27 protein-coding genes are annotated in these 25,705 nt (G+C 66.4%); 17 read left to right on the plus strand and 10 right to left on the minus strand.

What is annotated here, in order from left to right; translation table 11 throughout:
* Window positions 1-14: 14 nt before the first annotated feature.
* A complete protein-coding gene (locus ACFWUP_RS02985; RefSeq protein ID WP_379230154.1) occupies window positions 15-1,469 on the minus strand; it encodes an MFS transporter in 1,455 nt (484 codons plus the stop codon).
* Window positions 1,470-1,553: 84 nt separating this feature from the next.
* On the opposite strand from ACFWUP_RS02985, the gene ACFWUP_RS02990 reads away from it, so the two are divergent.
* A complete protein-coding gene (locus tag ACFWUP_RS02990) occupies window positions 1,554-2,138 on the plus strand; it encodes a CGNR zinc finger domain-containing protein (RefSeq protein ID WP_379230156.1) in 585 nt (194 codons plus the stop codon).
* A 283-nt stretch (window positions 2,139-2,421) separates the two neighbouring features.
* On the opposite strand, the gene ACFWUP_RS02995 is transcribed toward ACFWUP_RS02990, so the two are convergent.
* On the minus strand, window positions 2,422-2,802 hold the full coding sequence (locus tag ACFWUP_RS02995; protein ID WP_379230158.1) for a winged helix-turn-helix transcriptional regulator: 381 nt from the start codon (window positions 2,800-2,802) through the stop codon (window positions 2,422-2,424).
* Window positions 2,803-2,925: 123 nt separating this feature from the next.
* Here ACFWUP_RS02995 and ACFWUP_RS03000 point away from each other — a divergent pair, with 123 nt between their 5' ends.
* On the plus strand, window positions 2,926-3,759 hold the full coding sequence (locus ACFWUP_RS03000) for an enoyl-CoA hydratase/isomerase family protein (protein ID WP_379230160.1): 834 nt from the start codon (window positions 2,926-2,928) through the stop codon (window positions 3,757-3,759).
* 365 nt (window positions 3,760-4,124) lie between these two features.
* Here ACFWUP_RS03000 and ACFWUP_RS03005 read toward each other — a convergent pair whose 3' ends face one another.
* Window positions 4,125-5,300: a GDSL-type esterase/lipase family protein gene (locus ACFWUP_RS03005; protein WP_379230162.1), complete on the minus strand. Its 1,176-nt coding sequence runs from the start codon at window positions 5,298-5,300 to the stop codon at window positions 4,125-4,127.
* A 2-nt stretch (window positions 5,301-5,302) separates the two neighbouring features.
* Window positions 5,303-5,884 (minus strand): TetR/AcrR family transcriptional regulator, encoded by a 582-nt coding sequence (locus ACFWUP_RS03010; protein ID WP_379230164.1) that lies wholly within the window; start codon window positions 5,882-5,884, stop codon window positions 5,303-5,305.
* Between the two features lie 306 nt (window positions 5,885-6,190).
* On the opposite strand from ACFWUP_RS03010, the gene ACFWUP_RS03015 reads away from it, so the two are divergent.
* Window positions 6,191-6,979 (plus strand): SDR family NAD(P)-dependent oxidoreductase, encoded by a 789-nt coding sequence (locus ACFWUP_RS03015; RefSeq protein WP_379230166.1) that lies wholly within the window; start codon window positions 6,191-6,193, stop codon window positions 6,977-6,979.
* An 83-nt stretch (window positions 6,980-7,062) separates the two neighbouring features.
* Here ACFWUP_RS03015 and ACFWUP_RS03020 read toward each other — a convergent pair whose 3' ends face one another.
* Window positions 7,063-7,821, minus strand: a complete 759-nt coding sequence (locus ACFWUP_RS03020; RefSeq protein ID WP_379230167.1) for an SDR family oxidoreductase — start codon at window positions 7,819-7,821, stop codon at window positions 7,063-7,065.
* An 87-nt stretch (window positions 7,822-7,908) separates the two neighbouring features.
* Here ACFWUP_RS03020 and ACFWUP_RS03025 point away from each other — a divergent pair, with 87 nt between their 5' ends.
* A complete protein-coding gene (locus ACFWUP_RS03025) occupies window positions 7,909-8,766 on the plus strand; it encodes a helix-turn-helix domain-containing protein (protein ID WP_379230169.1) in 858 nt (285 codons plus the stop codon).
* A 27-nt stretch (window positions 8,767-8,793) separates the two neighbouring features.
* On the opposite strand, the gene ACFWUP_RS03030 is transcribed toward ACFWUP_RS03025, so the two are convergent.
* The 3 genes from ACFWUP_RS03030 to ACFWUP_RS03040 all read right to left on the minus strand — a co-directional run bounded on the left by ACFWUP_RS03030 (window position 8,794) and on the right by ACFWUP_RS03040 (window position 11,313).
* The gene (locus ACFWUP_RS03030) at window positions 8,794-9,156 is read right to left on the minus strand and encodes a VOC family protein (protein ID WP_379230171.1); all 363 of its coding nucleotides are present in this window, start codon (window positions 9,154-9,156) and stop codon (window positions 8,794-8,796) included.
* A 450-nt stretch (window positions 9,157-9,606) separates the two neighbouring features.
* On the minus strand, window positions 9,607-10,563 hold the full coding sequence (locus ACFWUP_RS03035; protein ID WP_379230172.1) for a PDR/VanB family oxidoreductase: 957 nt from the start codon (window positions 10,561-10,563) through the stop codon (window positions 9,607-9,609).
* A 24-nt stretch (window positions 10,564-10,587) separates the two neighbouring features.
* Complete coding sequence (locus tag ACFWUP_RS03040) at window positions 10,588-11,313, minus strand: GntR family transcriptional regulator (RefSeq protein WP_379230174.1); 726 nt, start codon at window positions 11,311-11,313, stop codon at window positions 10,588-10,590.
* 244 nt (window positions 11,314-11,557) lie between these two features.
* Between ACFWUP_RS03040 and ACFWUP_RS03045 the strand changes: the two genes are divergently transcribed.
* From ACFWUP_RS03045 to ACFWUP_RS03090, 10 genes are all read left to right on the plus strand, one after another.
* Window positions 11,558-12,583 carry an ABC transporter substrate-binding protein gene (locus ACFWUP_RS03045; RefSeq protein WP_379230175.1) on the plus strand — a complete coding sequence of 342 codons (1,026 nt, stop codon included), beginning with the start codon at window positions 11,558-11,560 and terminating at the stop codon, window positions 12,581-12,583.
* The gene (locus ACFWUP_RS03050) at window positions 12,580-13,410 is read left to right on the plus strand and encodes an ABC transporter ATP-binding protein (RefSeq protein WP_379230177.1); all 831 of its coding nucleotides are present in this window, start codon (window positions 12,580-12,582) and stop codon (window positions 13,408-13,410) included. The genes ACFWUP_RS03045 and ACFWUP_RS03050 overlap by 4 nt, the downstream gene beginning before the upstream one ends.
* The gene (locus ACFWUP_RS03055) at window positions 13,410-14,168 is read left to right on the plus strand and encodes an ABC transporter permease (protein ID WP_379230179.1); all 759 of its coding nucleotides are present in this window, start codon (window positions 13,410-13,412) and stop codon (window positions 14,166-14,168) included. Before ACFWUP_RS03050 ends, ACFWUP_RS03055 begins: the two co-directional genes overlap by 1 nt.
* Complete coding sequence (locus tag ACFWUP_RS03060; protein ID WP_379230180.1) at window positions 14,165-15,013, plus strand: ABC transporter permease; 849 nt, start codon at window positions 14,165-14,167, stop codon at window positions 15,011-15,013. Before ACFWUP_RS03055 ends, ACFWUP_RS03060 begins: the two co-directional genes overlap by 4 nt.
* The gene (locus ACFWUP_RS03065; protein ID WP_379230182.1) at window positions 15,010-16,029 is read left to right on the plus strand and encodes a Rieske 2Fe-2S domain-containing protein; all 1,020 of its coding nucleotides are present in this window, start codon (window positions 15,010-15,012) and stop codon (window positions 16,027-16,029) included. Before ACFWUP_RS03060 ends, ACFWUP_RS03065 begins: the two co-directional genes overlap by 4 nt.
* A gap of 14 nt (window positions 16,030-16,043) precedes the next feature.
* A complete protein-coding gene (locus ACFWUP_RS03070; RefSeq protein ID WP_379230184.1) occupies window positions 16,044-16,991 on the plus strand; it encodes an isopenicillin N synthase family dioxygenase in 948 nt (315 codons plus the stop codon).
* 54 nt (window positions 16,992-17,045) lie between these two features.
* Entirely contained in the window at window positions 17,046-18,116 is a 1,071-nt protein-coding gene (locus ACFWUP_RS03075) for an isopenicillin N synthase family dioxygenase (protein WP_379230185.1), read from the plus strand.
* Window positions 18,113-18,841, plus strand: coding sequence for an alpha/beta fold hydrolase (locus tag ACFWUP_RS03080; protein ID WP_379230187.1), 729 nt, complete (start codon window positions 18,113-18,115; stop codon window positions 18,839-18,841). The genes ACFWUP_RS03075 and ACFWUP_RS03080 overlap by 4 nt, the downstream gene beginning before the upstream one ends.
* A gap of 29 nt (window positions 18,842-18,870) precedes the next feature.
* The gene (locus ACFWUP_RS03085; protein WP_379230189.1) at window positions 18,871-19,815 is read left to right on the plus strand and encodes an isopenicillin N synthase family dioxygenase; all 945 of its coding nucleotides are present in this window, start codon (window positions 18,871-18,873) and stop codon (window positions 19,813-19,815) included.
* Window positions 19,816-19,958: 143 nt separating this feature from the next.
* Window positions 19,959-20,615, plus strand: coding sequence for a cutinase family protein (locus ACFWUP_RS03090; protein WP_379230190.1), 657 nt, complete (start codon window positions 19,959-19,961; stop codon window positions 20,613-20,615).
* A 93-nt stretch (window positions 20,616-20,708) separates the two neighbouring features.
* Here the strand turns inward: ACFWUP_RS03090 and ACFWUP_RS03095 are convergent, their stop codons facing one another.
* Entirely contained in the window at window positions 20,709-21,947 is a 1,239-nt protein-coding gene (locus ACFWUP_RS03095) for a LuxR C-terminal-related transcriptional regulator (RefSeq protein WP_379230936.1), read from the minus strand.
* Between the two features lie 212 nt (window positions 21,948-22,159).
* Between ACFWUP_RS03095 and ACFWUP_RS03100 the strand changes: the two genes are divergently transcribed.
* Both ACFWUP_RS03100 and ACFWUP_RS03105 read left to right on the plus strand, forming a co-directional pair.
* The gene (locus ACFWUP_RS03100) at window positions 22,160-23,245 is read left to right on the plus strand and encodes an S-(hydroxymethyl)mycothiol dehydrogenase (RefSeq protein WP_379230192.1); all 1,086 of its coding nucleotides are present in this window, start codon (window positions 22,160-22,162) and stop codon (window positions 23,243-23,245) included.
* Window positions 23,242-23,874, plus strand: a complete 633-nt coding sequence (locus tag ACFWUP_RS03105; RefSeq protein WP_379230193.1) for an MBL fold metallo-hydrolase — start codon at window positions 23,242-23,244, stop codon at window positions 23,872-23,874. The genes ACFWUP_RS03100 and ACFWUP_RS03105 overlap by 4 nt, the downstream gene beginning before the upstream one ends.
* A gap of 42 nt (window positions 23,875-23,916) precedes the next feature.
* Here the strand turns inward: ACFWUP_RS03105 and ACFWUP_RS03110 are convergent, their stop codons facing one another.
* Window positions 23,917-25,119, minus strand: a complete 1,203-nt coding sequence (locus ACFWUP_RS03110) for a dihydrolipoamide acetyltransferase family protein (protein ID WP_379230195.1) — start codon at window positions 25,117-25,119, stop codon at window positions 23,917-23,919.
* On the opposite strand from ACFWUP_RS03110, the gene ACFWUP_RS03115 reads away from it, so the two are divergent.
* Window positions 25,024-25,563 carry a hypothetical protein gene (locus tag ACFWUP_RS03115; protein WP_379230197.1) on the plus strand — a complete coding sequence of 180 codons (540 nt, stop codon included), beginning with the start codon at window positions 25,024-25,026 and terminating at the stop codon, window positions 25,561-25,563. The genes ACFWUP_RS03110 and ACFWUP_RS03115 overlap by 96 nt on opposite strands.
* Window positions 25,564-25,705 lie beyond the last annotated feature (142 nt).

Below are 25,705 nucleotides of genomic sequence, written 5' to 3' on the forward strand. Positions count from 1 at the left end.
AGGCTCCTTACTGGTCACGGGGTCGGCGGATCGGATGCAGGTGGGCCCGTCGTCGCGGGCTCCCCATGCGTCGGCGTGGGGCTCGAGCGGCGGTCGGCGGTAGGGCGCTGAGTCAGGCTGACGATGAGACCGATCATGGGGAGTGCCGCAAGCACGGCGAGGGCCACCGGCACCGCCACGATGCCCGACAGACCCGCGACAGCGGCGGGACCGATCCCGCCACCCAGGGCGTTCATAAAGTTGAGCAGGCCCTGTGCGGTGTCGCTGTCGTCCACGGCGACCAGGTCCGGCGCGAGGCTCACCAGTACGGCTTGGGCGCCTGCGAATCCGCACACGGTCAACGCAGTGCCGACGACAATCGGGATCGGCCCGGTCAAGATCGCGACCACGAGCACGCCGACCACGGTGAGTGCCGCAAGCCCGGCCGACACCTGCCAGCCGGTGAACCGGTCGGTCAAGGTGCCGACCAGTCGCCCGGCCAGCACCGAGCAGGCGGCGGCCGGGACCAGGAACAGGCCGGCTTCCAGAGGGCCACCCCCTGTGGCCTGCTCGATCAGGGACGGCGCGCGGAACAGAACCCCGTAGTAGCCGGCGAAGACTGTCGCGCCGATGAGACCGGCCGCCAGGAAACCGCGGGATGCGATCACCCGTCTAGGCACGAACCCGTCGGGCGTGCTTCGCACGCGCCACCACAGTCCCACGGCGGCGAGCGCTGCGGCGGCTGCCACGACGAGCGTGACCGGAGCGGTCAGGCCGACCGAGTGTGCCTGCAGCAACGTGATCACCGAGCCGGCGAGTACCGACAGCACGGCCGCGCCAACGATATCGAGTCGCCCGGTCGAGCCGTTTCGCTCGCCGCCACCGCTACGCGTCAGCGCGCGCCTACTCGGCAATGCGACCAGCAGCAGGGGTAGCGCGAGGACCGGGATCGCGAGCACCGCACGCCACCCGAGCCACTCGGTCACCGCCCCTCCCAACAGCGTCCCGCACCCCGACGCCGTAGCGCTGGCGGCCGCGATGATTCCCAGGGCGCGGATACGTTGCCGCCCGGGAAGTGCAGTGGCCGCGGCGAAGACGGCGATCACGGTCGCGCCCGCCCCGGCACCGCCGATCAGTCGGCCGACGATCACCGCCGACAGTGTCGGCCCGACTCCAGCGAGCGCGGAGCCCGCGGCGAGCGTGATGACCCCGGCGACGAGGACCCGGAAGGGGCTCCAGCGGACAAGCAGCCGACCCGCGACCGGCATCGCGAGCGCGGAGGTCAGCGACCACGCGGCGAGAATCCATGCGGTGGCCCCGAACGGCACCGCGAGTGCGCGGCCGATGGCAGGCAGTGCCACCGACGGCGCTCCCAGTGCCACATACATCGGCAGCACCAGCATCCCCAATGTCAGCCCCAGCCGACGCCCGTCCGGGGCGTGGTCCGATCCCCCGCTGGCGGCTCCTACGGCAGGCAGCGTCTGCGACATCGTCGCCTCCTCCCCTGGCACATTGCGTGACACGTGAACGCTACTATGGATGTCACACTACGGAGCGATGAGGAGACACGTCAAATGCTTGATGCGTGTTACACCACTTCGGCGGTCCAGACGGCCGTCGACCTGGCCAACACCTTGAGACCGATCAAGGGAGAGGACGCGCTCGAGACCGTCGAGCAGCTCCGGGACTTCCTCGACGACCATCCCACGGCTGAGCCTCCGAGTTCGTCCGCGAACCACGGGACCGGTCCGCGGCATCTCACCCACGCCGACCTGACGGAAGCCCGCGCGTTGCGCGAGACGGTGCGCGCGGTGCTCGAACGGGCGAACACGGACGCGGACGAAGCTGTGGATTTGATCAACGACGGCCTGCGCCGCAGCCGCGCGACCCCGGTACTGCGCCACGAGGACGGCCGCTGGTGGACCGAGGTGACCTCCGACACCGACCGCCGCTCGGCGCATCTTGCCACGACTACGCTCAGCGCACTCGCCTCCGTGATCGCCACGCTCGGTCCCGCTCGCCTCGGCGTCTGTGCCGGGCCGTCCTGCCGGGCCACTTTCGTGGATCTCTCGCGCAACGGCTCGAAGCAGTACTGCACCCGAACATGCGCACACCGGGCCAGCGTCGCGGCTTACCGGAGCCGGATCAGCACACGCTGAGCGCCCGCACCTGCCCCTGTGCGCGCCGCACTCATGCCGCGGGGCGCGCGGTTCGACTGCCCATGTCACCGTGACCGGCTCGCCCGCCGCTTCGACCAGCATCTCACCGCGTGGCCCGAGGCGGAAGCACAGGCTTTCGCCGCGACACTGACCCGGTTCGTCCGCGAGAGACCCTTCGGCTGAGTCGGTCAGTCGGCCGGTGATGTTCGACCACATCGGTGCTGTCGCGCGGTGACCAAAACGTAACGCGCGCCAACCCTTTCGGAGTTCGGATGACTTCCTGTCACTGATTCGGCGCGGGTTGCCTTCGGTCGTAATCCATTTGGCGCGCTTGGATTTCATCGGCGTTGGCGACCGTCCAGGCGTACAGCCGATCGAACGGCTCCCGCAGGGATTCGCCGAGCGGGGTGCGCGAGTACTCGACCCCGACCGGAGACGTCGCCAGCACGCGGCGAACGATCATCCCGTTACGTTCCAGCCGCCGCAGGGTCTGGGTCAGGACCCGCTGGGTCACACCGTCGAGGCGGCGCTTGATCTCGTTGAACCGGCGGGGCTCGTCGAGGATCGCCATCACCATCATCGACCACTTGTCGGCGATCTGATCGAGGATCGGGCGGCTCGGGCAGTCGGATCGGAAGACGATGCCGGGGTCGGAGCTGGTCATATCGGTATCCTCCGCAATCCTTACGATGCTGAAAGTGCGTTATTGACGCCGGTCTCCCGTCGCCGCAGGGTAAGTATGCATCAGGAACCTAGATGCCTATCGGGTACGAATCGGGAGATCTCCATGAACCAGGACGCCTACACGACCCTGCGAGTGCGCCGTGCCGCAGGCATCGCCTATGTCACGCTCGACAACCCGCCGGTCAACGTGCTGAATGTCGCCATGATGAGCGACCTGCGGAACCTGCTGGCCGCAGTCCGCGACGACGATTCGATTCGGGTGATCGTGTTCGACAGCGCCGACCCGGAGTTCTTCATCGCGCACGTCGACATGTCGCTGGTCGACACACCCGACGCTTTCGCAGGACTCGCGACCGACCTGCCGGACGGCGTCAACGTCTTCCAAGCTCTCGGTGAATTGCTCCGGCACCACCCCCAGGTGACCATCGTCAAACTCGCCGGGATGGCGCGCGGCGGCGGAGCGGAATTCGTTGCGGCCGCGGACATGTCCTTCGCGGCGATCGGTCGCGCGGGGATCGGTCAGATCGAAGCGCTCATGGGCATCGTCCCCGGTGGTGGCGGCACACAGTACCTGGCCGCCCGAGTCGGGCGGCACCGCGCGCTGGAGGCGGTGCTCGGCGCCGAACTGTTCGACGCCGAGACCGCACAGACCTACGGCTGGATCAACCGGGCTGTTCCCGCCGACGAGCTCGACGACCTGGTCGACCGCCTCGCCCGCAACATCGCGGCCCTGCCCGACGGGGTGATCGCGGCGGCCAAGCGTGCCGTCGCCCCCGAGGACCTCGGCGAGGGCCTGCGGCGCGAGCACCTCGCCTGGGCAGGCACATTCGCTCGTCCCGCGGCCGAGCGATTGATCCGCGGCGGAATGGCCAACGGTGCCCAGACTCGCGCGGGCGAGCGCGATCTGGAGGGTCTGCTCCGGGGTCTGGCCGGATAGGACCCGGCTACCACGGTGAGACGCGGCGGCGACGGAATGGGCGAGTAACGCGGTTCGGGTTCGTCTCGCATGTGGTCGGTGACGGCGACTCGGCGTGGGAGCCGTGGGGCAATTAATCCTGGCGTGCAACCGATCTGGTGTCAGGACGCCATCGGAAGGAAACGTCCGCTCACGCCGCGGTGAAGGCGACAGTGGTCGGGCCGAGTGTGACCGATGGGGAACGATCGTCCGTGCGATGCTGCCGGTGTGGAGAGCGAGCACAACAAGGTCGAGGCCGACGATCGGGTCGAGCCACCACCAGCCGGATCGTCACCGACACCGCTGACCTGATCCTGATGCCGAACGGTCTCGGCGCCGAGGTGACCTCAGCCCGCAAACGGGCGTCCCGCCCCGAAGACGTGCCGTACGAAGTTCTCTCCGATTCGGCGATGGCCGTCCGGGTCGGGGTGCAGTGCATCGCGCAACGGGAACTCGGCGAAGTCGTTGTCCCCGTACAGGTCCCGGCCGTCGAGATAGTGCAGGTTCGGATCGTCGACGGCCCGCTGTTCGACGATCCGGGCCAGCACGTCGCGAATCACCGTGAGCGTCAGGCGACCCGCCGCAACGTCAGCGGGGTCGCCGGTGGCCTTGAACCGCATGATGCCGGTCGAGAAGTCGGGCATCAGCGGGCCGGGGGTGTCCTCCTGGATCGGGCACAGGATCGGCGAAACAACCAGCAGCGGAGTGTGCGGATGCCCGTCGCGGATGGTGTCCAGGAATCCGTGCACCGCCGGACCGAACGCGCGCAACCGCATAGTGTCGGTGTTGACGATATTGATGCCGACCTTGACGCTGATCAGGTCCGCGGGAGTGTCGCGCATGGCGCGGGCGGTGAACGGGTCGAGCAGCGCGCTACCGCCGAAGCCGAGGTTGATCAGTTCGACCCCGCCGGCGTGCCGCGCGGCGAGCGCAGGCCAGATGCCGCTCGGGTGCGCGGCGTTGGACCCCTGGCTGATGGAACTACCGTGGTGGAGCCACACCCGCTGGCCGTCGGTGGTGATCGGTTCGATCGGGGCGTCTGTGCGCAGGCCGATCAGCTCGGTGATCTCCGCATGCGGCATCCAGATCTCGATCCGCTTGTCACCGGCGGGCAGACCGGTGAACCGCGCGGTGCCCGCCGGCCCATCGGTCAGTTCGGCGGCCCCGGTGCGCAGGTCGGTGATCGTACGGACGTTGCCGCCGTCGACCGTCGCCTGCGCGGCGAGTTCGCCGTCGGCCAGCAGGTCGTAGACCCCGTCTGGCACCGCGGGCATACCGCGGTAGGCCCGCTTCGTGGGCAGGGTGTCCAGTTCGACGGTGGTGGCGCGGGTCTGGAACACGAGCCGCACTCCGGACGGCTGCGCCTCGGCCATGGCGAGCTGGCTGTCGGGAATCTGCCTGCGCGCCACCGCAGGCAAACGATGCGGCAGCACACCGTGTCGGGTCGGTTCCAGGTCCAGGAATCCGCGCAGCAGATCAGGGGTGATGGGCGTGGTCACCCACATGGTGTCGGTCTTCATCATTCCTACTTCTCGGTGGCAGGGATTGCTCGGGTGCGCAGCAGGATGTCGAGCGAGTCGACGACCCACTCCCAGGACTGCTGCGAGTCGACGTCGGTGTGACTGAACCCACCGGCCAGCTCGAGGGTGACGTAGCCGTGGAAGACGCTGCCCAGCAGGCGAACCGCGTGGGTCTGATCTGGTTCGGTCAGGTCGTAGCCACGCAGGATCGCGCGCATCATCTGCGCGTGCCGCACTCCCGCGCTCGCCGCCGCCGTCTCGGGATCCAGTCGGAATCGGGCGGCGTCGAAACGGCCGGGATGCACACGCGCGTAGTCGCGGTAGGCATCGGCGAACGCGGCGAGCGCGTCCTTGCCGGACCGGCCGGCCACCGCGTTGGCCGCACGGTCGGCGAGTTCCGTGAGCGCGAACAACGCGATCCGCGTCTTCAGGTCCTCGGTGCTCTTCACGTGCGAGTACAGACTCGCGGGCTTCACGCCGAAGTGCCGCGCGAGCGCCGACACGGTCACCTGCTCGAAACCCACTTGGTCGGCGAGCTCGACACCCGCGAGGGTCAGCCGGTCAGGGGTCAACCCCACTCGAACCATCAGCATTCTCCAATCTAGCTACTAACATTATGCAATTACCTACATATTATAGGAAAATACCTTCGACGAATGATCCAGCTATCTGCAAGGGCAAGCGTTGTGGCAATCAACCGGCTAGCAGTCGACGCGCACAGAAAGTGGTCGGCGCCATGGACAGCTGGATCACCCGCCTCCACCTGGCCGCCCTCGCCGTGAACGAGGACCTCCTCACTCCCGCCGGTCGGGTCGCCGCCAGCCGCTCCCGACTAAGGTGGCGCAGGTCAGGCGTTCTTATTTGCCGCAATGTCGCAATGGAGGAGTGGACTGGTGATTATCGATCTGACCGGAAAAACAGCGCTGGTGACCGGCTCAACGCAAGGAATCGGTTTGGCGATCGCGCAGGGCCTTGCCGGTAGTGGGGCGCGGGTGGTGGTCAATGGCCGCAATGTCGAACGCGTGGATGTCGCTGTTGCTGAATTGCGCAGTGCGGGTGGCGATGTCATCGGCATCGCCACCGATGTCACCACCGAAGAGGGCGTCGAGCACCTGGTGCGGGAATTGCCCGCCGTGGACATCCTGGTCAACAATCTGGGCATTTTCGAATCGGTACCGGCGCGCGAGATCACCGACGCGCAATGGCGCACCTATTTCGACGTCAACGTGCTCTCGGCGGTCCGCCTCATCCGGACATTCCTGCCCGGCATGATCGACCAGGGCTGGGGTCGCGCGATTCAGATCGCCAGCGACTCCGCCGTGGTCACGCCGGTGGAAATGATCCACTACGGGGTGTCCAAGACCGCGCTGCTGGCCGTGACCCGCGGATTCGCCAAGGACGCCGCCGGAACGGGCGTCACGGTCAATTCGGTCATCGCCGGTCCGACCCACACGGCCGGGGTGGAGGAGTTCGTCTACGAACTGGTCGACAAGTCGTTGCCATGGGATCAGGCGCAGCGCGAGTTCATGCGCGAGCACCGTCCGCAATCACTGATCCAGCGCATGATCGAACCGTCGGAGATCGCCAACATGGTGGTGTACCTGAGCTCGACGCAGGCCTCGGCGACCACCGGCGGCGCGCTGCGGGTCGACGGCGGATATATCGACGCGATCCTGCCGTAGCTGAAATCCCACAGGTCACAGCCGCTCAGCCCACGAGAAGTGCCGATGGGCTGCTGGCCTGGGCGGCCAGGGTCGGGTGGACGTCAGATCATGCCGCCGTTCGCGCGCAGGATCTGGCCGTTGATCCAGTGCCCATCGAGACCGGCGAGGAAGGCGACCACGCGGGCGATGTCCTCGGGTGTGCCGAGGCGCTCGAGCGGTGGATTCTTGGCCAGCGTCGCGATCTGATCCTCGCTCTTGCCGTCCAGGAACAACGCGGTGGCGGTCGGGCCGGGAGCCACGGCGTTGACGGTGATGTCGCGGCCACGCAGTTCCCTGGCCAGGATCAGCGTGATCGCCTCCACAGCACCTTTGCTGGCGGCATAGGCACCGTAGGTGGGGAGCTGGGTGCCGACCACCGACGTCGACATGCTCACGAACGAGCCGCCGTCACGCAGCCGTCGTGCGGCCTGCTTTGCAACGACGAAGGTGCCGCGGATGTTGACGCGGTGGAGCGCGTCGAGAACAGTCAGATCGAGGTCGGCGATGGTGGACAGGGCGAGGCGGCCCGCGGAGTTGACGACGACGTCGACACCGCCGAATTCGGCTTCGGCACGGTCGAACAGCGCGGCGACGGCGTCCTCGTCGGCGACGTCGGCCTCGACCGCGATGGCGGTGCCACCCGCCGCGGCGATGGCGGCCACCGTTTCCTCGGCGGCGGCGGCGTTGTCGGTGTAGTCGACGACGACGGTGTTACCGCGGGCCGCGAGCTCGAGCGAGATCGCCCGCCCGATGCCCCGTGAACCTCCCGTGACGACGGCAACCCGTCCGAACTTTCCTGATGTGGTGTCGGTGGATGTCATGTACTCCACTATCGGCGCCGCGGGCGGCGGGTACGAGGGGATGTCATCCCCTGTGTCGCGGGACCGACGTCCGGCAGACTGGATGTCATGAGCGTCGCGAAGTACGCCGAACTGGGCACATTCCTGCGGTCACGCCGCGAGCGCATCCGGCCCGAAGAGGTCGGATTCGTGTCCGGGCCGCGACGGCGCGTGCGCGGACTCCGGCGCGACGAGGTGGCCCAACTCGCCGGGGCATCGGTCGACTATTACAACGAGCTCGAGCGCGGTGCCGGGTCGCAGCCGTCGGAACAGATGCTGGCGGCACTGGCGCGCGCGTTGCGGCTGACCGCCGACGAACGTGACCACATCTATCACCTCGCCGATCGCCCGGTGCCGCGCGACGGAACCGCGAGTTCGCACGTCCATCCAGGGATGCTCGACCTGCTCACCCGGCTGGTCGCGACGCCCGCACTGGTGATCACCGACCTGCACGTCACGCTGGTCCAGAATGCGCTGGCCGTCGCGCTGCTCGGCGATCATTCCGGTCGCCAGGGCATCGAGGCGAGCTTTCTGTACCGGTGGTTCACCGACCCGCGAGCCCGGCGGCTCTACCCCGAGGCCGACCACGAAACCCAGTCCCGGGCGTTCGTCGCCGATCTGCGGGCCGCCGCGGGCCGCCGCTCCGCCGCGGATCCCGAAGCGGCGTCGCTCATCTCCGAACTCCTGAGCTGCTCGGCCGAGTTCGCGGCGATCTGGGCCGCCCACGATGTGGCCTTCCGCCGAGACGACCGCAAACGGATCAACCACCCGACTCTCGGCCTGATCGAAGTCAACTGCCTCAACCTGTTCAGCGAAGACGGCCGACAACGACTGCTCTGGTTCACCCCCGCCATCGGCACCGACAGCGCGAACAAACTGGACCTGCTCACCGTGGTCGGCACCCAGGAGTTCACCGACCTGCGGTGACAGTGGCAGAAACAACGGCCGGCGATGTCAGGAAGACATCAGGCAGAAGGGGTGGCCAGCGGGATCCATGAGTACCCGCCAGCGTCCGTCACCGGGCTGATGGTCCGGCTTGGCCGCGCCGAGTTCCAGCGCCAACTGTTCCACCGCATCGAGGTCATCAGCGCGGAAATCCAGGTGGAACTGTTGTGGCACGTCCTGACCCGGCCACTGCGGAGCCCGGTATCCGTCAACCCGCTGGAATCCCAGATCACAGCCGGAGCCGTCCGTCAGAGCGACGAACTCGCCCGTACTGAAGAGCTCGCGCATCCCGGTCAATGCACCGTAGAAGCCCGCCAGCGCCTGCGGGTCGGCACAGTCCAGCGTCACCCCTCGCAGTTCAGCACCTGGCACTATTGGCTCCTTCGTATCCGCGCGTCGGTGTCCGCTTGCCGCCGCTGCACGCGATCACCGGCCGGCTGCCACACCGTACTCGCTACAACCACCGCTGAAGTAGCGGTTTTACCCCTCCGCCTCAGCGCAACGGGTGGCTGTAACCGGCGCTTTCGACGCACACACGGGCAGGACCATCGCTTTCCTCACGCTCGAGCGCTCGCCGCCACCCGCGGAGTTGGCCAGTCCGGTCGCCTGGTGCAGTACTCGTGCCTCGGCGCTCCAGAGCGACGGCCACGGCGCCATGATCGGCGACAATTCGCCGGCGCGACGCCGCCACCGTGCGGCTGAGTCACACCGACGCCGGATTCGGCCCGGGCGGTGGTAGCAGAAAGCGATAACCGAGACGTCGGCACCGTTCGACCGGTCGGACTTTCCGACTCGGGCGATCGGACCGGCTCGGGAACGGGCCTACAAATCCAGTCTCAGCGTGCAGCGATCGCGACTGCGGGAGACGCAGATCATCATCGTCTCGTTGCGTTCTTGTTCGGCCACGGAGAGTATCGCGTCGCGGTGGTCGGCTTGCCCGGCCAGGATCTTCGTTTCGCAGGTGCCGCAGATGCCCTCTTCGCACGAGTAGAACACGTCGATGCCGGCGGCTTGTGCGACCTGCAGGATCGATTGATCGGGCGGGATTCGCAGGGTCTGGTTGCTGGCGGCGCAGATGACGTCGAAGGCGGTGTCGTCGACGCCACCTGCCTGTGCGGCAAGGGGGGTGAAGCGTTCGAGGTGGACGGTGCCGACACCCAGTCGAGCATGCTGCTGCGTGATGGTGTCGAGCATGGGTTCTGGTCCGCAGCAATAGATTTGGGTGTTGCGCTGTGCTGTGCCGAGCAGTTGGGGGATGTCGAGAAGGCCCAGCTCGTCTTGCGGATATAGCTGTACGTTCGATCCGTGCTGCTGGGTGAGCTGGTCGGCGAACGCCATGGATGAGCGGTTGCGGCCACCGTAGCGCAGTCGCCAGTTCGCGCCCGCGCGGTGCGCGGCAGCGATCATCGGCAGCAGCGGAGTGATCCCGATGCCACCCGCGATGAACAGGTAGTCCCGCGCTTCGACGAGGGCGAAGTGGTTGCTGGGTCCGTGGGCGGTGACTCGTGTGCCCGGCACGAGCGCCTCGTGGACGTACTGCGATCCGCCGCGTCCGTCGGGCTGGCGCAGTACACCGATCTTCCAAGTCGTCGTATCGTCGGGGTCGCCGCACAAGGAATACTGGCGGACCAGGCCATTGGGCAGGGACAGGCTGATATGCGCCCCGGGTTCCCACGCCGGAAGCCGGCCGGTCGGGTCGGTCAGGGACAACACGACCACCTCGTCCGCCACGATGTCGCGGGCGGAGACGACGAGGTCGATCTGGGTGCCTTGTGTCATGAGGTCGCTTCCTGATCCTCGCGGTCAGTCGAAGGTGCGGACGAAGCCGTACTCGATCGCGCTGCCCGCGTGGTTCTCGATAGTTCGGTAGAGGCGGGTTCCGTTGGCGCTCACGCCCATCAGGTCGAGCACGAAAATCGGTGTGTGCGCATCGATTTCGAGATCTGCGGCCATCTGCGGGGTGGGTAGCGCCGCCGACGAGCGCGCGACTTCCCACTGGGGTGTCGACCCGAGGACGCGGCCGATGACATCGAAGATCGGGCCGCCGGGGTCCTCGATATCGCTGAGACTCGCGGCTCCCGGCGCGGGCACCTGGTAGTCGGAGACCATGTGCACCGATCCGCCGGCGCGGAAGCGCTTGCGGCCCTCGATCAGTCCGCACCCGGGCTGCTGCCCGAAATAGTGTTGTTCGTCCTCGCTCATCTGGCGAAATCGCAAAGACAGCAGCTCGACCGACGGCGTGCCGATGTCGAGGCGGGTCAGGGTGTCGGTGAACTCTTCTTGACGAGTCAGCCAGGTTTGGATGTCGAGTGCGGCGCCGTTGACCACAGTTCCGGTGCGCGATCGACGGGCGATGAGACCCGCGCTTTCGAGCCGAGCGAGCGCCTCGCGCAACCGTGAGCGACTCACGCCGAGGTTGTTCGCGAGGACAGGCTCGGGGGGAAGCGGCGTGCCGGCCACGTGCGCTTGCCGCGATGCTGTCTGCAGACGCTCGAGCAGTCTGATCGCGGTGGGATCTGATGGTGTCACGTTGTCGACTATAAACCATCGTCGGTCAATTGTCGGTCAAATGCACCTCTCCGGTGGATGTTACGTAGCCAATAAAACAGCATGTCAAAGGCGTTATCCGAACTTTCCTGGAATCTATCGCGTTACAGGATCGAAAAGAGCATCTGATTTGTCGGACATATCAGCTCGATAGGTTCGTGTGGGTCAGGGCAGGTCCCGACCACGCTGTTCCCCGGGGAACAGCCGAATACCTACCGGAGTGCAGATGATGGACATGGATCGCCGCAGGTTCCTGGCGCTGATGGGGGTCGGCGCCGCAGCGGTACCCGCGGCCTCGTTATTGGCCGGCTGTTCCGATGATGGAGGTTCCGCCAACGGAGGGTCCTCGACGGTGGAGCTGCAGCTGTCGTGGCTCAAGGACGAAACCTTCGTGGGGGAATATCAAGCAGCGGAGAAGGGGTACTGGACCAGCCGCAACCTCGATGTCGGTCTCGTGGCCGGCGGCGGGACGATCGATCCGCTGGTTCCGGTCGTGGCGGGCAAGGCGTTCACCTCGGCGCCGTCGGCGGCGTCGGTCGCCGGGGCGATCGCTCGCGGTGCCGAGCTGACGATCATTGCCAGCTCCACCCAGAAGCAGCCCGCGGCGTTGGTGTCGCTGGCGAGCAAACCGGTGTCGACGGTCGCCGCCTTGCCGGGTACGACGATCGGTGTCAACGCGTCGACCTCGGTGCCGTTCGAGGCCTTCCTGGCGAGCAACAACATCGAGGCGAGTGCGGTGAAGATCGTGCCCTACAACTTCGATCCGTCGATCCTGACCAACGGCAGCGTCGACGCGTTGTTCGGCTACGCCTACGACGAGCCGGTGGACCTTGCCCAGCAGGGCATTGCGACCGAGACGATCCTGTTCTCCGACCACAACTACAACGTCATCAACAATGCGTGGGCGGTGGAGTCCGCGGTGTTGACCGACCCGGACAGGCGCGCGCGACTGGTGTCGTTGATGGCCGGTCAGGTCCAGGGCTGGACCGATGTTCTCCACGACCCGACCGGCCTGGTTCCCGGCTTGGTGGCGAAGTACTGCGCGGGAGTGTCGGTGACGCCGACCGCGGCGATCGCGACCGTCGAGGCGATCGGCCCGCTGATGACCGGTGGTGGCCCGGTCGCCGACATCTTCGGGCTGACTCCTCAGCTCATCGACGACACCATCGCGGGTCTGGCCAGACAGAAATCGACCTTGCGGACCAGCAATTTCGACACTTCCCTGATGGACGAGGTGCGGGCACAGCTATGACCATCAACCTCGACGAATCACGACAGGCGACCGGATCGCTTGCAGCACAAGCAATTCCAGATACAGCTGATCGGCTGGTGATAGATCACGTCGGACGGGTTTATCGAACCCGGGCCAAGGAGACGGTCGCACTCGCCGACATCTCGGTCGATCTCGACAGTGGTGGGTTCTTGGCCATCGTCGGCCCGTCCGGGTGCGGAAAGTCGACGCTGCTGCGGATGCTGGCAGGACTGGACACTCCCGACACCGGCTCGATGACCTTCGGCGGCCGCGAACCGGGGCAACTGTGTCGCGAACACCGTGTGGGAGTGGCATTCCAGGAAGCAGGGTTGATGCCATGGCGCACCGTGACGGCGAATATCGAACTCGCGTTTCAGGTGGCACGGCGCCGCGCGCCCAAGGCTCGACTGGCCGAACTCATCGATCTGGTCGGGCTCAACGGTTTCGAGCACGCACGTCCTCATGAATTGTCCGGGGGCATGCGACAGCGCGTTGCGCTGGCGAGGGCGCTGGCTCTCGAACCGGACCTGCTGTTGCTGGACGAGCCGTTCGGTGCGCTCGACGCCCTCACCCGCCGGACATTGAATGTCGCCCTGCTGGAGATATCGGAGCGCTTGGCCACCACGACGGTGCTGATCACCCATTCGGTCTCCGAAGCGGTGTTCCTGGCCACCAAGGTGTTGGTCCTGTCGGCGCGGCCCGGCCGGGTGCAAGCGGTCATCGACGTGCCGTTCGGGCAGACGAGGACCCCTGACCTGATGGTCGACCCCGCGTTCCACGCACTCTGTGATCGGATCACCACGATGCTGACCGGAGGTCGGCACTGATGGGCCGCCCGACCCTCGCCCTCGCCCGAGGCGCATTCGGCGCAGGCGTCTTGCTCGCCGGTTGGTTCGCCGCCGCCTATCTCCTCGGTGCTCGACGAGGTGTTCCGACACCGGAATCGGTGCTGCGGTGGTCGATCGATGCCCGCACCACTATCGGCGCCAACATCAGCCACACCGCCGATTCCGCGGCCCGCGGCTATCTGATCGGGACCGTCATCGCGATCGCGGTCGCGATCGTCGCTTTCACGGTCCGCCGACTCGAACGCACGCTGGTGTCGGTGGCGGTGATGTCGTACTGCCTGCCGCTGGTCGCGGTCGCACCTTTGCTGCGGATCACCCTCGACGGTGCTGCCACCGAGGTCACCCTGGCCGCGCTGTGCGTGTTCTTCACCACGATGCTCGGTGTCCTCAGTGGTCTGCGCGCGGCACCGCGGGTGCCGATGGAGGTGGTGGCCTCCCTGGGCGGGCGAGGCTGGGCTCAACTTCGATACGCCCGGCTACCAGCGGCTTTGGGTCCGACGCTGACCGCGTTGAGTTTGGCGGCACCCCTGGCCATCCTGGGGGCGGTACTCGGCGAGTTCCTCGGCGGCGAAGCAGGTTTGGGCGTCGGGCTCATCGACGCCCAGAAGACCGGCGACCCGGCGCGCGCCTGGTCGTACTGTCTGGCCATCCTCGCTGTCGCGCTGGTCGCGACCGCCTTGATCAATGTGGCCGCACGGGTGCTCGCCCCGTGGCATTACGCCGGGAGCCGTTCATGACCACACTCACAGCGGCCACCATCGGTCGCGCACACCAGATCCAGCGCGTGGGTACCCGCATCGCGAAAGGCATTGCGGTCCTGTTTGTTCCGCTCGCCGCTCTCCTGGGATGCTGGTATCTGTTTCTCGCGGTGATCGACACCTCACCGTTGATCGCGAAGTCACCGACCGATGTCTGGCACGACCTCACCGCCGGTCCGGATGCCGCCGCCAGCCGACAAGCGCTCGTCGACGCGCTGTGGACCACACTGTGGCACGCGGGCCTGGGAATGCTCACCGGCCTGGCCTGTGCCTGCGTGTTCGCCGTCGCCACCACCTTGTCGAGCATTGCCGGGCACGTGATCCGTCCCATCGCCATCGCCCTGACCTGCATTCCGACGGTCGCTTTCGCGCCGATCATCATCTTGATGCTCGGCAACGAACTGGCGGTGGTCGCGGCCATCGGCGGCCTGATCACCATGGTGCCGTGCCTGTACTACCTGATGCAGGCGCTGAGCGAGGTGAGCCCGGAAATGGTCGACTCGATCCGCGCCGGCGGCGGGCGCAAACGCCACATCCTGCTCTACGCCCAACTTCCCACGGCCGTGCCCGCCCTGGCGCTGTCGCTGCGCATCGCCGCACCGGGTGCGTTCATCGGCGCGCTGCTCGCCGAATGGCTCGCCACCGGCAACGGGCTCGGACTCCTGATGATCAGCAGCCAATCCACGTTCGACTACGGAACCGTCTGGGCCGCAACATTTCTGGTGACCGTGGTCGCCATGATCGCCTACGGCCTCGCCGTCATCGTCGAACACCGCCTCCTGCGGAGGTGGGCTCCCCACCACGACGGAATGGACATCCTGTGAACAACACCGACGAACAATGGTTCGACAACAGCATCGAAGGCCTCGAAAATTTCTGGCACCCGGTGGCGTTCGCCCACGAGGTCACCGCCGACGCGCCGACCCGCGTGGAACTGCTGGGGCGCCGCTGGGTCGTGATCCGCACCGGCGACGACATCGTCGCTTTTCGCGATGAGTGTCCCCACCGCCGAGCCTCGCTGAGCAAAGGTCAACTCGTCGAAGGCACCATCGAATGCCCCTATCACGGCTGGCGATACAACCTGCAAGGTCAGTGCGTACTGGTACCCGCACTGCCGCAGGGTTCGCCGCCGCCGGCGCGGGCCCGGTTGGCCGCCGCGCATTCGGTGACCGAGCACCTCGGGTTGATCTGGATGGCGATCGAAGAACCGGTCGTCGGCCTGATCGATTGGCCGCAATGGAATACCGCGGGGTGGGACACCTGGTGGCTCGAACGGCGCTCGACGCACGTCAACGGTGGCCTGCTGACGGAGAACTTCATGGACACCACCCACTTCGCGTTCGTGCACCGCAACAGCTTCGGCGCCGAAAGTCCCTCCAGCGGAGTCGAGTTCAGCGACCGCGATGGCTGGCGGATGCGCTGCACGTACCCGCACGTGTCCTATCAGCCCGGGCTGGGAACGGTCACCGCGCAGGTCGACACCCTGCTGCAGGGCCCGTTCAACTTCTGGCTGCACCTCGAATCCGCCGGCGGTTCACGCGTTTTCACGTTCTTCCTGCAACCGGTCAGTGCCACCGAGACACGACTGTTTCTCGGTGTGGGCACCGACACCACCCACGGCGACCAGGCCGCGATCGACGTGGAGACCAAGTTCAACAACCTGGTCTACGACGAGGACCTGGAAGTGTTAGAGGATTTCGCCGAACAGCGCCTCCCACTGGGCCTGCGTGCGGAGATCAGCACCGCCGCCGACGCCAATCTCATCAAATACCGGCGCATGCTCGCCGATATCGCCCGACTCACCCGCGAGACCGCACCGCCGGTCACCCAATCCGTTTGATGGAGCGCACCACCGTGTCTGAACTACCGATCTTGAACATCGAGCAATGGCGCGCAGGCACCGACACCGAACGCCGGACCATCGCCGACGAACTCGACAGCGCCCTCCAGGAATTCGGGTTCCTGCTCATCCGCGATCACGGCCTCGACGAGGACCTGGCATCGCGAGTCCGGGCCGAGGCGAGGCGATTTTTCGCACTCGACGACGGCACCAAGGACAACTACAGCAGCCGGGTCGGCGGCAGGGGGTGGATACCACCCGGCGCCGAAGCCAACAGCTACGCCTCCGGGGTGTCCGCGCCCCCGGACATGAAGGAGACCTACAAGATCGGGATGGCCGCGCCGGGCGACCCCGACATCACTCGCCCCGACCGATGGCCCGCCGAGGTCCCGGACCTGCAACACCTCGTTCGCGCCTATCTCGAGGGGGCGTGGGCGCTGGCCATGGACATGTTCACGCTGTTCGAGCAAGCCCTCGGCGTCCCCGCGGGAACCTTCACCCTGCACGCCTCGGCCGCGGCATCGTCGTTCAACATCAACTACTACCCCAGCCTGCGCACGACCGGTCCCCCCGCCGAGGGCCAGTTCCGTATCGGCGCGCACAGCGATTTCGGGATGCTGACCATCCTGGACCGACAGACCGGCTACGGCGCCCTGCAGATCCAGACGCTGGCCGGAGAATGGATCGACGCACCCGACGTTTCCGGCGCGCTGACGGTGAACATCGGCGACATGCTCGCTCGCTGGACCGGCGACCGGTGGCGTTCCACCGTCCACCGAGTCCTGCCGCCGAGCGATCACGATGCCGACGAGGAGTTGCTCTCGCTGATCAATTTCTGCGGTGTCCGACCCGACACGACACTGAACACCCTGCCGGTCGGCGGACCCACCCACTACGAGCCCGTCCGGGCCGGTGACTATCTGCGCGCCAAGATCGACAGCATCGACATGCTCGCCGAATAGCCGCCGAGCGCGCCCCTTTCGACCACCGCCGCGACTGCCACCGCAGGAGACCCCATGCCGCCCAACACCTTTGAAGTGCCGCTGATCGACATCGCGCCGTACGTCGACGGAGACAACCCCGCCGACAAACACCGCGTGGCACGTCAGATCGACACCGCCTGCCGCGAGGTCGGTTTCATCCAGATCCACGGCCACGCCGTCCCGGACCGCACCATCGCCGGACTGGCATCGGCCATGGATGCGTTCTTCGGACAACCCCTGGCCGACAAGATGGCCTACCGACTGCCACCCGCGGTCAACCGCGGGTACAGCCCACCACGCAGCGAGGCGCTGCGCAATACCATCGGCGTGAGCTCGCCTTCGGACATGAACGACTACTTCGAAGCGTTCAATATCGGTGCGGCGGCCGATGATTACCCCGACGTCGCCCTCAGCGCCGCCGACTACCCGGCCAATGCGTGGCCGACCGATATCGCGTCCTTCGAAGCCGACGTCCTGGACTACTTCCACCACGCACGCCGCGTCGCCCACACTCTCACGACGATCTTCGCCGACGCCCTGCATCTGGACCCGGGCTACTTCGCCCAGGCCACCGACCACTCCATCGACGTCCTGCGGATGAACAACTACGCCCTGCCCAGCGGCACGCCGGTCCCGGCATCCGAGGCCACCGGCATGGGTGAACACACCGACTTCGGCTTCGTCACGGTTCTGTGGGCCGATCGCGTACCCGGCCTGCAAGTGCTGGGCGGCGACCACCGCTGGCACGACGTCGTCCCGGCACCGGGAGCACTGCTGGTGAACCTCGGTGACATGGCCGCACGCCTGACCAACGACCGCTGGCTCTCGACGCTGCACCGCGTCCAACCACCCATCGTCGACGGCACCATCCAGCGTCGGCGCTCCGCGGCGTTCTTCCACGACGGCAACGTCGACTTCCTCGTCGAACCCCTCCCCTCCTGTGTCGCACCAGGCACGCAACCGTCCTACCGCCCGATCACCGTCCGCGACCACCTGATCGCCAAACTCAACGGCTCCCGCAACGGACAACCCAATCCCTACGCCGAGCGCGAAGCCTCCCGCGTGCTGGCCGCCCAACCACCGCGAACAGTCGAGAACGCATGAGCCACACACCACTGATCGTCCTCATCCACGGCGCGTGGGCCGCGTCCTGGGTGTGGAATCCCATCATCGGCACCCTCACCGATGCCGGGTGCGCGACGCTGGCCGTCGACCTTCCCGACGTCGACCCCGATCAGACCACCGAACTCGACAGCAACGTCGATCACGTGGTCGCGCAGATCGCCGACTTCGCCGGGCCCATCATCCTGGTCGGCCATTCCGGCGGTGGCCTGACCGCTACCGCGGTGGCCGAACACATCCCCGAACGCATCACCGGCATCGTCTACGTCGCCGGCATGATGCTGCCGTCCGGAATGAGCTTCGAGGAGTTGCGATCGGAAATACCCGGCATGCCGACACCACTCGGCATCGAGGTGTTCCTCGAACCCGCCGGTGCCGTGCCGGGCAGCGTCGTCCCCGCCGACGCCGCCGTCGCCGTGTTCTTCCACCGAGCACCACCGCATCACGCGGTAGCGGCAGCGCGCCGGCTTCGCCCGCAACCCGACGCCGGACGGATGATGACTCCGCACTGGACCCCCGAGCGGTACGGCGTGATCCCCCGCCTCTACATCGAAGCGGTCCACGACCGCACCATCCCGCTCGCACTGCAACGACACATGCAACTCCGCACACCCGGCGCCCGCGTGGTCACCCTCGACAGCGACCACGCACCCCAGATGTCGGCACCGGGCGAACTCGCGAAGGCACTGCTCGACTTCACCGCCTGAAACTCACCCCCCAACCAGAAGGGAAGACAGTGACCACCACACTCCCGCTACTCGACCTCACACCGTGGTACGAAAACGACACCGCGGCAACCGGACACCTCATCAGCGACATCGACCGCTGCCTACAGGAGTCAGGCTTCCTGCTCCTCACCGGCCACCGGGTACCAGCAGAACTACGCACCCGCACCCGCGAAACAGCCCGCGCCTTCTTTCACCGACCCGACGAGCACAAAGACCGGTTCCACGGCACGAACAACCGCGGCTGGGCCCGCAACGGCGACGAGGCCACCGGACTGGCGTCGGGCCAACTGCACCTGCCCGACGTCAAGGAAAGCTTCAACATCGGTCGCGAACCCGTCGGTGCGTTCACCGACCTGCCCGACAACATCTGGCCCGACTCGGCCGAATTCCGTTCCGCGATGGGCGAATACGTCAACGAACTCCTGCGCCTGGGCGACGACCTGCTTCGCCTGTTCGCCCGCACACTTGACCTGCCGGAGAGCTACCTGACCGACCTGGCGGTCGATCCGCCCAGCCATCTCACCCTCAACTGGTACCCCGCCATCGACCGCGTAGGCACTCCCGATCCCGCCCGCTTCCGCATCGGCCCCCACACCGACTACGGCTGCGTCACCATTCTCGACCGCGAACCCGGTCGCGCCGGTCTCCAGATCTGCACCCTGCAGGGTGAGTGGATCGATGCCCCCAGCTACCCGGACGCCTACACCATCAACGTCGGAGACCTCCTGGCTCGACTCACCGGCGACCGGTGGCGCTCCACCCGTCACCGTGTCCTCCCGCCGGATCCCACTGCGCCCGAAGAAGGACTCATCTCCCTGGCCTTTTTCCACGAACTGAGCGCCGACGCCACCATCGAAACCCTGCCGCCACCCCACGGCGGCGGAACCCACTACCCGCCCGTCACCGCCGGAGCCTACGTCCAGCAGAAGGTCGACACCGTAGCGCTGACCTGAACGAGGCTGTGACGGTGCACAAAAATTGATATGAGTTCTCCAAAAAGCAGTTTTCGCACTCGGTGATTTTATTTTCCATGGCTAACGTTCAGCGTGTCTGCGCCGCACAGTCGCAGTAAAATCAAAGGAAAGGGAAACCGCGCGTGAACGGCAGGAATATTCGGGCAGCGCTTTCGGCGGCCCTCAGTATCACCGCATTGACCGGTCTGGCGACAACGATCGGCACGGGTCAGGCCCAGGCAGACGGATGCACCGCTGTACAGGTGATTTCCGCGCGTGGGACCGGTGAACCACTCGGCTTCGCCCCACAGTTGGGGATTGTCGTCGGCAATCCGGTGTACAACGCGATCAACAAGAAACTCACTGCCAGTTCCTCCCCCTATCGGGTGGACTACCCGGCCAGTGCCACACAGGTCAATTCGATTTCACTCGGTAATACCGACCTGGTGAATCACATCACCGAGCAGGCGACGGCCTGCCCGAACCAGAGTTTCGTTCTGGTCGGTTATTCGCAGGGCGCCTTTGTGGTGGAGAATTCACTCGGTGTACCGACCTACACGAGCTGGGGTTCCAAGATCATTCCCGGCTGGGTCGAACCGAAGATCAAGGCGGTATTGCTGTTCGGCAATCCGATCGGCGCCAACGGCGGCAGGGTCACCGGCACCTACGCCGCCCGCACGCTCGACATCTGCCACGACGGCGACCCGGTGTGCGATCCCAACGGCAACAATGTCAACCAGCACACCAACTACGGGCAGGATGCCGGGCGCGCCGCGCAGTTCGCGGTAGATCGCCTGTGAGGAGTGGGGGCTTCCGGGCCGACGGCGTCCCCGGAAGCCCCATACGCCTCCACGTTGTGATCACCTTGTGTTCGTCACGTATCCGGCCGCGGGTCACCGCTGAGCCGAATCGACGATCGGCGGGAGCCCGGCACGAATTCCGATGGCAGCCGCCTCGCCTCGCGACGAGACGGCGAGCTTCTTCAACAGGCCGGCGACATGAAACTTGACGGTGCTCTCGGCGATCCCGAGATCGTCAGCGATAGCCCGGTTTCGCAACCCGGCCACAACTCGGGCCAGCACTTCGCGTTCGCGCCGGTTCAGCGAAGCCAATTCCGCCTGTTCAACGGTGGTGACGGGCGGATCGAGCGGGATCCGCACATGCACCCTGCTCCCCCAACCCGCAACCACCTCGACGTCGATTTCCGCGCGCAGTGTCCGGGCCCGACCCTCGAGGCTCTGGGTCAGCGCGGCGGTATCGAGCTGCCCGGCCCCGCCATCCCGAACGTCGATGACGAGTCGTTCCGAGTCCGATGTCCAGGCGATGCGCAACCGGCCGAGGTCGGGTTGTGCGGTGAAAACCAGCACCGCCGATTGTGTCAGGGCGCGAGCGCCGTGGGCGACTTCGCCCGGTAGTCGCCGACCGTCGACGTGCGGCGCCGCGAACTCCGCTGGGATCGCCCGGCGGTGCAACAACGGCTCGATCTCGCGATGCAGCCGCTCGAATGCCGCCGCCGGCGGTTCTTCCGACAGCGCCCGATCGACAGCTTCCCCGGACCGCACAGCGATCAAAGCCTCCGACGCCGCCGACGTCGCCGCGGCCCTGGACCGACCGTCGTCAAGGCCCGGCGCGCGCAGAGTGACCAGCAGACCCGCGAGCACCGCCTCATGCGCCGCTGTCAGCTCACTGATCGCACGGGCCCTGGCTGTCGAGGCCGCCCGCGATTCGGCGAGATAGTCGGGACTGGCCTGAGCCACCTGCTGGCTGATCGATGTCGCCACCATGGCGAAAATGGCGGCGAGTTCTCCTCGATGCGGCAGGGGCTCGCACTTGCGTGGCATCAGCACCAGCAGTGTGTCCGAGCGGTCACGCACCGCCCACACCCAGCGCCGCGCACCAGCCATAACCGCTTCGTCGGCACAGCAACTATCCGGCTCGACTGTCGCCTTCAAATCCTCGAGTTCAGCGATGGCTATCCGATCGACGATCTCCGCTGGTCCGGCGACTTTGCGCGGTCGACCGCTACATTCGCGAGTAAAGATCACCAAGGCCAGATGTGGCCAGCGCTCGGTCAGACATCGCGACAGCCGCGCCGCGATCTCCACCAGCGGACCATCGACCACGTCTCGCAGACTCCGCAGCGCCTCTTCCCTCGACTGACATCTCGCTGAGTCGCCCACCCGCCGAGTGTAGGACGGAGACCACGCCGAGCGCGCCACGTCGACCTCCCCGGAAGGATAGGTTTTGCTCGTCCTTCGATCAGGTCCACCGGCGCAACCGGCGGGTTAGCGTCGACGCGCAGCGTGCGTATCGCTGCCCGCACTCACCATCGGAGGATCACCCCATGCCGCAGCAGGTTCGCGGAATCATCGCCAGGAAGCCCGGCGCCCCGGTCGAGTTGACCGACATCGTCATCCCCGACCCGGGACCGCACGAGGTCGTCGTCGCGATCGCCGCGTGCGGAGTCTGCCACACCGACCTGACCTACCGCGAGGGCGGAATCAACGACGAATTCCCGTTCCTGCTCGGCCACGAGGCCGCGGGCACGGTCGAAAGTATCGGCGCGGCTGTTGATTCCGTCGAGGTCGGCGATTTCGTCGTCCTGAACTGGCGCGCGGTGTGCGGACGCTGCCGAGCTTGCAGACGTGGCCGTCCGCAGTACTGTTTCGACACGTTCAACGCCGCGCAGAAGATGACGCTGACCGACGGCACCGAACTGACCCCCGCGCTCGGCATCGGCGCGTTCGCCGAGAAGACCTTGGTCCACGCCGGGCAGTGCACGAAGGTCGACCCCGCCGCGGACCCCGCCGTCGCGGGCCTGATCGGCTGCGGTGTGATGGCCGGGCTCGGCGCGGCGGTGAACACCGGCAATATCGGTCGCGGGGACTCGGTCGCGGTGATCGGCTGCGGCGGAGTCGGCGACGCCGCCATCGCCGGTGCCCGGTTGGCCGGCGCGTCCATCATCATCGCCGTCGACCGTGACGAGCAGAAGCTGGCCTGGGCTCGTGACCTGGGCGCCACCCACACCGTGAACGCCACCACCACCGATACCGTCACCGCCATCCAAGAACTCACCAGCGGGTTCGGCGCGGACGTGGTCATCGACGCGGTGGGCAGGCCCGAGACCTGGCGGCAGGCGTTCTACGCCCGCGATCTCGCGGGCACGGTCGTCCTGGTCGGTGTTCCCACCCCTGACATGCGCCTGGAGATGCCGCTCATCGACTTCTTCTCCGGTGGCGGAGCTCTCAAGTCCTCCTGGTACGGCGATTGTCTTCCGGAGCGCGACTTCCCGGTGCTGATCGACCTCTATCTGCAGGGCCGATTGCCGCTCGACAGGTTCGTCACCGAGCGCATCGCGCTCGAGGACGTGGAGCAGGCCTTCCACACCATGCACGAAGGCCAGGTACTGCGGTCGGTCGTCGTGCTGTGAGCGGTCGACTGCGTATCGATCGGGTGGTGACGTCCGGGGTGTTCGAACTCGACGGCGGCAGTTGGGATGTCGACAACAATGTGTGGGTTGTCGGCGATGACGACGAGGTCGTCGTCATCGATGCCGCGCATGACGCGAAGCCGGTCGTGGAGTCCATCGGCGGACGCAATGTCGTCGCGGTGGTGTGCACCCATGGACACAACGACCACGTGACGTTCGCACCACAACTCGGCGAGGATGTCTACGCGCCGGTTCTGCTCCACCCCGGCGACGACGCGCTCTGGCAACTGACCCATCCTGGCAGCAAGTACTGGTCACTGCACGACGGCCAGCGAATTGCGCTGGCGGGCACCGAACTTCACGTCATCCACGCACCCGGGCACTCACCGGGGTCGGTCTGCCTGCATCTGCCCGAGGCGGATGCGCTGTTCTCCGGCGATACCTTGTTCGCCGGAGGGCCGGGTGCGACGGGGCGAAGTTTCTCCGACTTCCCCACCATCATCGACTCGCTCCGTGATCGTGTGCTGACGCTGCCCGGCCATACGAGCGTCTACACCGGTCACGGCGACGGCACCACGATCGATACCGAAACACCCCATCTCGACGAGTGGATAGCACGCGGGTTCTGACGCACTGCGAGCAGGCGCATTTGTCCGTGGCTGGTGAATCCGTTACGCGACAATCCGTAAGGGGTTTTCGACGAGTTCCTTCAGGGTTGCGAGGAATTGGGCTGCGACCGCGCCGTCTATGGCACGGTGGTCTGCGGACAGGGTCACGCGCAGGATCCTGCGCGCAACGACTTCGTCGTTGTCCAGACGTAATTCATCGGCTGCCGCGCCGACCGCGAGAATCGCGGATTCGGGCGAGTTGATGACGGCGGTGAATTGCTCGATGCCGAACATGCCGAGGTTGGAGATGGTGAAGGTGCCGCCCGACATCTCCTCGGCGCGAAGCTTGCGGTCGCGGGCGCGGGTCGCCTTTTCACGGCTCTCGGTCGCGATCTCGGACACGCTTTTGCGGTCAGCGTCCCGGATCACCGGAACGAGCAGTCCCATCGGAGTCGCCGCCGCGACGCCAATGTGGATCTGCTTGTGCCGCAACAGTTTGTCGCCCGCAAAGCTGACGTTGATCGAACCGTCCTTACGCAAGGCGACAGCGACCGCCTTGACGAGCAGGTCGTTCACACTGACCTTGCCGAGGTCCAGCGTCGCGTTGATCTGTGCCCGGAAGGCGAACAAATCGGTTACGTCGATCGCGCTGGTGACATAGAAGTGGGGTGCCTGCTGCATGCTCTCGGTGAGTCGAGTTGCTGAGAGGCGCTGGATGTTCGTCAGCGCGGCTTCCTCGTATTCCCCGAATGACGAGACCTGGTGCACAGCAGGCACACTCGTGTCAGGTGACGGCGTCGCGATGTCAGCGGATACAGCAGGCTCGGCACTGTGAGCCGCCTCCACATCGCGTTTGGTGATCCGTCCATCGGGACCGGTGCCGACGACAGCGCCGATATCGACCTGCAATTCGCGTGCGATCTTGCGGGCCAGTGGCGAGGACTTGACCACCCCGGTCCGGCGCAAGCCAGTGCGCGAACCGGGCAGTGGCGCAGCGGCAGGGGCGGTCGCGACGACGACTGCCGGCGCGAGATCCGTGGGCGTCGGCGCAGCACTCGTCGAATCCGCCGGTGCCGCAGCCGATCCGGTGCCATCACTAACTTCATGGAAGCCCTCATCAGCGGATACCGCCTGGACCAGGCCATGGCCGCACACCTGCACGACCTCGACATGCCCGCGATCCTGCTGCCCCCGCCGACACACTTTCGCGACTACGTCCGAGACGACCCGACCCTGGCTCTGAACCTTGCAAGGTTTCAGGCCCAAGGAGTCCTCGCTGCCTACGTCGACCCTTTCTGGAATGTGTTGGTGCGCAACGACTTGTTCGCCGATGTCCTGACCGGCCTCGATAACACCGAGTCGATTGCGATGTGGCTGTTCAGCGACCACGGCACCGCCACGCTCCTCGATCCCGAGACCGAGCGGTCCTGGGCTGTCAAGATCCTCAAAGGTGCCCTGGCCCGGCACCGGACATCGGTGCAGGCAGCCGATCTGGTCGCCGGGCTGTCCCGGAACCGCGATGCGCAGCGACTGTGGTCGACGAGTGTCAGTGTTTCCCGCGGCCGCGATTCCAGGGCCTTGCTCCGCGCGCGCGACGCCCATCGGAACCCGACCTCCTACCAGCTCACCCTGACCGAAAGCATCCTCGCGCACCCAATCCAGCTCGTCGTCGCGACTCCGCTGCCCTCCGCCGAGCCCGATCTCGACTAGAAATCAGAGACGGTCGATCGGCGCGGCGACCGCGGAGTTCGCTGCGCCGATTCGGTTCTGTGACTTACCACAGGAATCCACCTCCCAATTTCGGTGTGCCGAAATAGAACTGGTGCCGAAGCTCGCCGGCTTCATTTCTATG

It is taken from the genome of Nocardia sp. NPDC058658 (assembly GCF_042716665.1).
Taxonomy (GTDB): domain Bacteria; phylum Actinomycetota; class Actinomycetes; order Mycobacteriales; family Mycobacteriaceae; genus Nocardia.